The sequence below is a fragment of the Actinospica durhamensis genome (assembly GCF_018139695.1).
Lineage (GTDB): Bacteria > Actinomycetota > Actinomycetes > Streptomycetales > Catenulisporaceae > Actinospica > Actinospica durhamensis.
In genome coordinates, this window is record NZ_JAGSOG010000495.1 from 1 (window position 1) to 2,759 (window position 2,759).

General features: G+C 67.2%; 4 protein-coding genes and 1 pseudogene. 2 read left to right on the forward strand and 3 right to left on the reverse strand.

Features of this window, described 5'->3' with window-relative positions:
- The first annotated feature begins 184 nt into the window (after nucleotides 1-184).
- Complete coding sequence (locus KDL01_RS40340) at nucleotides 185-739, forward strand: methyltransferase family protein (protein WP_212534003.1); 555 nt, start codon at nucleotides 185-187, stop codon at nucleotides 737-739.
- A 60-nt stretch (nucleotides 740-799) separates the two neighbouring features.
- On the opposite strand, the gene KDL01_RS40345 is transcribed toward KDL01_RS40340, so the two are convergent.
- Nucleotides 800-1,498, reverse strand: coding sequence for an SDR family oxidoreductase (locus KDL01_RS40345; protein WP_212534004.1), 699 nt, complete (start codon nucleotides 1,496-1,498; stop codon nucleotides 800-802).
- 211 nt (nucleotides 1,499-1,709) lie between these two features.
- Here KDL01_RS40345 and KDL01_RS40350 point away from each other — a divergent pair, with 211 nt between their 5' ends.
- Nucleotides 1,710-2,222 (forward strand): HAD domain-containing protein, encoded by a 513-nt coding sequence (locus KDL01_RS40350; protein WP_212534005.1) that lies wholly within the window; start codon nucleotides 1,710-1,712, stop codon nucleotides 2,220-2,222.
- A gap of 79 nt (nucleotides 2,223-2,301) precedes the next feature.
- Here the strand turns inward: KDL01_RS40350 and KDL01_RS40355 are convergent, their stop codons facing one another.
- Together KDL01_RS40355 and KDL01_RS40360 are read right to left on the reverse strand one after the other, a co-directional pair.
- A complete protein-coding gene (locus tag KDL01_RS40355) occupies nucleotides 2,302-2,646 on the reverse strand; it encodes a DUF6985 domain-containing protein (RefSeq protein WP_438802020.1) in 345 nt (114 codons plus the stop codon).
- Between the two features lie 14 nt (nucleotides 2,647-2,660).
- Nucleotides 2,661-2,759: pseudogene (locus tag KDL01_RS40360) on the reverse strand (IS5/IS1182 family transposase); the annotation flags it as partial.

Consider the following 2,759-nt stretch of genomic DNA (forward strand, 5'->3'; position numbering starts at 1 on the left):
CTCCCCTGCCCGACCTGGCCCGCGACGTCATCGGCCGCCCCTACGGCGAGCCCAGCCTCGCCGACGACATCACCCTCCTGCTGGCGAGGCGGCCGAATTGAGTCGGGCCGGGTTGGGCAGGGTTCCGGTTCCGCCAACACCCCCATCTAGCGCCATTGCATCAAAGTGAGCTAGCGTCGCAGTTGTGAAGGGCACCGTCGCGCTGGTCATGCTCATCGGCTGGGCCGTCTTCTGGGTCGGCTGGCTCCTGGCCGCCACGCAGGTCAAACGCGGCCAGACCCGCTGGCCCGGCTACGCCGGCGTCCGCCTGCTGCTCGCCCTCGTCATCATCGTCTCGCTCAGAGGCGCCCGGCACAGCGTCACCGCCGCCACGTTGACCGGCCCCGCCCCGAAAGCCATCGGCCTCACCCTGTGGGCAGTCGGCCTGGCCCTGGCGGTGTGGGCACGTGTGTACATCGGCAGGAACTGGGGCACGCCGATGTCCCACAAGGAAGACCCCGAACTCGTCACCTCGGGCCCATACCGGTTCGTCCGCCACCCCATCTATTCGGGCATCATCCTCGCCATGCTCGGCACGGCGGTGGCGCTCACCCTCTACTGGCTCGTCGCCGCCGTAGTGCTCGGCGCGTACTTCATCTACAGCGCCAAGGCCGAAGAGCGCTACATGACGGAGATCTTCCCCGAGGCGTACCCGGCGTACAAGCGGAAGAGCAAGATGCTGATTCCGTTCGTGTTCTAGGGATGTGTTCCAGGGACGTGTTCTAGGGCATGGTGGGGGGCTTCCGGCTCCCCGAGGAGGTCAGTTGGCCTGGCCGGTAGGCCGTACGACGAGGTGGTTGACGTCCACGCCCTCGGGTTGATTGACGGCGAACAGGATCGTCTCCGCGATCTGCTCGGCGGTCAGCGTCGGTGCCGTCGCGGGAGATCCACCGCGCTCATCCCAGAACGGGGTGTCCACGACCCCCGGGGCGATGAGAGTGACGCCGACGCGGTCCTTGGCCACCAGGAGCCGAACGTTCTCGGCCAGGGCGTGCGCGGCCCACTTGGTGACGGAGTACAGGTTGCCGGGCGTGTTCCTGGTGCCCGCGACCGAACCGACGATCACGATCCGGCCCTTGGACTCCCTCAGGTGCGGCAGTGTCTCGCGTACCAGCAGAGCCGGGCCGAGGACGTTGGTGAGAACCATGGCACGCATGGCCGCGGGGTCGTGGTCCTCCAGCGTGCCGGGCAGGGAGAACCCTGCGTTCGCGATCACGTTGTCCAATCGGCCCCACAAGCCCGCGACCTGACGCACGGCAGCGGCGACATGGCCCTCGTCGCCGGCGTCGCCGGCGATGGTCAGCAGCCGCTCACCCGCTCCAGTGGACGCGGCGAACGCGTCCAGCCGATCGGCATCGCGGCCGGTGATCGCCACGCGGTGACCTTGCCTGAGCAGGGCACGGGCAGTGGCCGCGCCGATTCCGCTCGAACCGCCGGTGATCAACGTGACGGCTTCCATGGCACGGCCTCCTTGGTGACGGCGGTATCGGCGACGCGCCAGGCCTCCGGGTGTCGACGAACACGGAGTCGGCGGACGCAGGCCACCCCTTAATCATGATGTTGTGACGCAACACGAAGATCGCGGCCCGCGCCGCAAGTGTAGATCACCAGCACCTCGGCGCCCGCGATGGGGCGGGCCCGCTCCAGGGGTGTCCCGATATCGTGTGGCCATGGACGACCGAGTGCGCCGCCCGATCCTTTTCCTCGACGTCGACGGCCCGCTGCTTCCGTTCGGCGGCGAAAGTCCGCAGCTCGGAGCGCCGGCGAGCAGCACGGATTCCTACTTCGCGCGGTTGGATCCGGCCCTGGGTCCGCGCCTGGCCGCGCTGCCGTGCGAGTTGGTCTGGGCTACGGCCTGGGAGGACGACGCCAATGCGGAGATAGCGCCGCGGATCGGGCTGCCGCAGCTGCCGGTGGTGAACTGGCCGGCGTCGTCTGATGAGCGTGAGCGCGAGGACGAGTGGTTCGGGCTGCACTGGAAGACCCGATACCTTGTGCACTGGGCGGCCGGGCGGCCGTTCATCTGGGTCGATGACGAGCTCACGGACGCTGACCGGACGTGGATCTCGGCGAACCATCCTGCGTCTACACTGCTGCATCTCGTCGAATCGTCCCGGGGGCTGACTGCCGCCGACTTCACAGCCCTCGATGATTGGCTCAGAGGCTCGTTCGCCGCGTGGTGACGGTGACGATCCGGTGAGCTGACGTATGTACTGATTCGCTGTACTGATTCGCGCGGCGCTGTGGCAGGGACCGGTCGGATCACGGCTCGAGGCTCCACCGGCGGTAGACGACGTCCTCGAGCTCGCGGCCGTCGGCTGAGGCGTTGATGTACTGGCCGTCGAATGGGCCGACTTTGGTCACCGCGCGCCCGGCTCGGAATACGATCTGCAGTCCATGCTCCGGCTCCCAGGAGCACTCCGACTCCACCGAAACGAATACTGCCGCGCCGTCGCGTCCGACGGCTACCTCGCCGAACACGATGTGCTGCCACACGTCCTCGGGCGTGTCGATGGAGGGGAAACCGTCTTCGCCTCCCACCTCGGACTGCAGATCCAGGTAGTAGTCGAAGATCGAGGGTGCCGAGGTCTTCAGAGGGCGTTCGATAGGTGTTTTTCACCCTAGTATGTCCCTCTCCAGGTTGGTGTGCTCTCGTCCGTTATGCGCTTGCTGACGTTGTCGATCATCGCGAGGTGGATCATGGCCTCCGAGCTCGTGGG

What these genes read in the sequence shown, in the direction of transcription:
- KDL01_RS40345 (WP_212534004.1), bottom strand. Translation starts at nt 1,498, where the DNA reads ATGGAAGCCGTCACGTTGATCACCGGCGGTTCGAGCGGAATCGGCGCG.
- KDL01_RS40350 (WP_212534005.1), top strand. Translation starts at nt 1,710, where the DNA reads ATGGACGACCGAGTGCGCCGCCCGATCCTTTTCCTCGACGTCGACGGC.